Consider the following 2,963-nt stretch of genomic DNA (forward strand, 5'->3'; position numbering starts at 1 on the left):
GGCGGAAATGCGCAGCAATTCGCTGTGCGCGTCCTCCGGCGTCGGCACCGGCAGGTCGAGGATCGCCTGCGGCAGCACGCGCTCGGGCAGGTCATAGAAGCGCTCGAAACCGCGGCGGTGCGCCGTGGTGATGCGGCCGGCCCAGAACAGCCATTCGAAGGCGTGTTTGGCATGGCTCCAGCCCCACCAGCCGCCCGAACCTTTCTGGCCCTCCAGCGCGGAAGCGGCGATCGGGCCGCGCTCGGCGACCTCGCGGTAGATCTCTTCGATGTAGGCGGCGTGCTCGCGGCCCCATTTGGCGAGACCCAGATACATTTCCTCGCCCCGCTCGGCGCGCTGCATGCGCCAGCGCATCAGCGGGTATGTCTCGACCGGCAGGAAGGAGGCCTCGTGCGCCCAATATTCGAAAACCATGCGCTTGCGCGTCACGGCCGCGTTGTCGAGCAGCGAGAACGGGTAGGGGCCAAGGCGCGAATAGAGCGGCATATAATGAGCGCGCACCACCGCGCTGACGGAATCGATCTGCAACAGGCCGGTGCGGGAGAGCGTGCGGGCAAAATGCCGTCGGTCGGGCGTGCCGGTCGGGCGAGGATCGAGGAACCCTTGGGCGGCAAGGGCGATGCGCCGGGCCATCGGGAGCGAGATCTTTTCCTTCATGCAGGTATCACTTTGACGTGTTTTGACCGAGGGTCGAATGGCTGATTCCAACCCATGCTAGCAGGGTTTTGGCGGCATCCATGTCAGGAGAGAAAAGTGGAGTAAAAAGCGAAGGAAATCAAACAGGAGCGGATCGGACCAGTTTGCCGCGATATGCCGTCCAGGTCGATGTTTTGAACAAGGTTTGACTTGCTTCGCTGGAAGTGCTGCGCTAACCCTCGCCGCGTTGCAGCATAGGCCCTTAAAACGGTTCAGCGGTTAAACTGTCACGCTTCCGCATTAGGGTCCGGTGCTGTAATCAACGTGGATTGGCGCCAACGGAAAGCCGAGCATGAACGCACTCTTGAGCTCATACCTGCCCATCGTCCTGTTCATAGGCGTGGCGCTGGTTGTCGGCCTGGCGCTGCTGGCCGCGCCCTTCCTGGTGGCCTACCGCAATCCCGATCCCGAAAAGCTTTCCGCCTACGAGTGCGGTTTCAACTCGTTCGACGACGCCCGCATGAAGTTCGACATCCGTTTCTACCTGGTGTCGATCCTGTTCATCATCTTCGACCTGGAAGTAGCCTTCCTGTTTCCGTGGGCGGTGTCGTTTTCGAAGATCGGCATGCTCGGTTTCTGGTCGATGATGGTTTTTTTGGCGGTGCTGACCATCGGCTTTGCCTATGAATGGAAAAAAGGAGCGCTGGAATGGGATTGAACGACAGTTCAGGCACCCTCGTCGCGCCGAAGCCCAAGGGCATCATCGATCCCAACACCGGCAGGCCGGTGGGGGAGGACGATCCCTTCTTCCTCGAGATCAACAACGAGTTGGCCGACAAGGGCTTTCTGGTCACTTCGACCGAGGCGCTCATCACCTGGGCGCGCAGCGGGTCGCTGATGTTCATGACGTTCGGCCTCGCCTGCTGCGCGGTCGAGATGATCCACACCTCGATGCCGCGCTATGATTCGGAGCGGTTCGGCGTCGCGCCGCGTGCGTCTCCGCGCCAGTCCGACATCATGATCGTCGCCGGCACGCTGACCAACAAGATGGCGCCGGCGCTGCGCAAGGTCTACGACCAGATGCCGGAGCCGCGCTACGTCATCTCGATGGGCTCCTGCGCCAATGGCGGCGGCTATTACCACTATTCCTATTCGGTGGTGCGCGGCTGCGACCGCATCGTGCCGGTCGACATCTATGTGCCCGGCTGCCCGCCGAGCGCCGAAGCGCTGCTCTACGGCATTCTTCTCTTGCAGAAGAAGATCCGCCGCACCGGCACGATCGAACGGTAAATCCATGACCGCATCCCTGAGCGAACTGTCGACCTATCTCGGCGAGAAGCTGATCGGCCGCGTGAACGAGGCTGATATCGCCTATGGCGAACTCACCATCCATGTCGAGCCGCGCGATCTGGTCGAGGTGATGACCTTCCTGCGCGACGACGCGCGCTGCCAGTTCATCTCGATCATCGATGTCTGCGGCGCCGACTATCCGTCGCGGGCCAAGCGTTTCGACGTCGTCTATCACCTGTTGTCGCCGAAGCAGAATGTGCGCATCCGCGTCAAGGTGCAGGCCGACGAGGAAACCATGGTGCCGTCGATCACCGGCGTCTATCCCGGCGCCGACTGGTTCGAACGCGAGACCTACGATCTCTACGGCGTTTTGTTCTCCGGCCATCCCGACCTGCGCCGCCTGCTGACCGACTATGGCTTCGAAGGCCATCCCTTGCGCAAGGATTTCCCGCTGACCGGCTTCGTCGAGGTGCGCTACGACGACGAGGCCAAGCGCGTTATCTATGAGCCGGTCGAGCTCAAGCAGGAATTCCGCAATTTCGATTTTCTGTCCCCGTGGGAAGGTACGGATTACGTGCTGCCGGGTGACGAGAAGGCAAAGCAGTAAATGGCTGAAACCTCCGTCCGCAACTTCAACATCAATTTCGGCCCGCAACACCCCGCGGCGCACGGCGTTTTGCGCCTTGTGCTGGAGCTGGACGGCGAAGTCGTCGACCGCGTCGATCCGCATATCGGACTGCTGCATCGCGGTACCGAAAAGCTGATCGAAGCCAAAACCTATCTGCAGGCGGTGCCCTATCTCGACCGGCTCGACTATTGCGCGCCGATGAACCAGGAACATGCCTTTGCGCTGGCCGCCGAGCGTCTGCTCGGCATCGAGGTGCCGAAGCGTGGCCAGGTGATCCGCGTTCTCTACAGCGAGATCGGCCGCATCATGTCGCACATCCTCAATGTGACGACGCAGGCGATGGACGTCGGTGCGCTGACGCCGCCGCTGTGGGGCTTCGTCGAACGCGAAAAGCTGATGGTGTTCTATG

The 2,963-nt window shown here is 61.5% G+C and carries 4 protein-coding genes and 1 pseudogene; 4 read left to right on the forward strand and 1 reads right to left on the reverse strand.

The features are described 5' to 3' along the window. The coding region (locus tag EN991_RS30240) for a crosslink repair DNA glycosylase YcaQ family protein (RefSeq protein WP_164769476.1) at window positions 1-657 on the reverse strand (657 nt) is incomplete at its 3' end. 331 nt (window positions 658-988) lie between these two features. Here EN991_RS30240 and EN991_RS30245 point away from each other — a divergent pair. The 4 genes and pseudogenes from EN991_RS30245 to EN991_RS30260 all read left to right on the forward strand — a co-directional run. Further along, window positions 989-1,354 (forward strand): NADH-quinone oxidoreductase subunit A, encoded by a 366-nt coding sequence (locus tag EN991_RS30245; RefSeq protein WP_010910112.1) that lies wholly within the window; start codon window positions 989-991, stop codon window positions 1,352-1,354. Continuing rightward, window positions 1,345-1,926, forward strand: coding sequence for an NADH-quinone oxidoreductase subunit B (locus tag EN991_RS30250; protein WP_013531090.1), 582 nt, complete (start codon window positions 1,345-1,347; stop codon window positions 1,924-1,926). The genes EN991_RS30245 and EN991_RS30250 overlap by 10 nt, the downstream gene beginning before the upstream one ends. A 4-nt stretch (window positions 1,927-1,930) precedes the next feature. After that, on the forward strand, window positions 1,931-2,533 hold the full coding sequence (locus EN991_RS30255; RefSeq protein ID WP_127370116.1) for an NADH-quinone oxidoreductase subunit C: 603 nt from the start codon (window positions 1,931-1,933) through the stop codon (window positions 2,531-2,533). Further along, window positions 2,534-2,963 (forward strand): annotated as a pseudogene (locus EN991_RS30260) (NADH-quinone oxidoreductase subunit D); the annotation flags it as partial.

The organism is Mesorhizobium sp. M7A.F.Ca.US.005.03.2.1 (assembly GCF_003997795.1).
Taxonomy (GTDB): Bacteria; Pseudomonadota; Alphaproteobacteria; order Rhizobiales; family Rhizobiaceae; genus Mesorhizobium; species Mesorhizobium ciceri.

What these genes read in the sequence shown, in the direction of transcription:
- EN991_RS30245 (WP_010910112.1), top strand. Translation starts at nt 989, where the DNA reads ATGAACGCACTCTTGAGCTCATACCTGCCCATCGTCCTGTTCATAGGC.
- EN991_RS30250 (WP_013531090.1), top strand. Translation starts at nt 1,345, where the DNA reads ATGGGATTGAACGACAGTTCAGGCACCCTCGTCGCGCCGAAGCCCAAG.
- EN991_RS30255 (WP_127370116.1), top strand. Translation starts at nt 1,931, where the DNA reads ATGACCGCATCCCTGAGCGAACTGTCGACCTATCTCGGCGAGAAGCTG.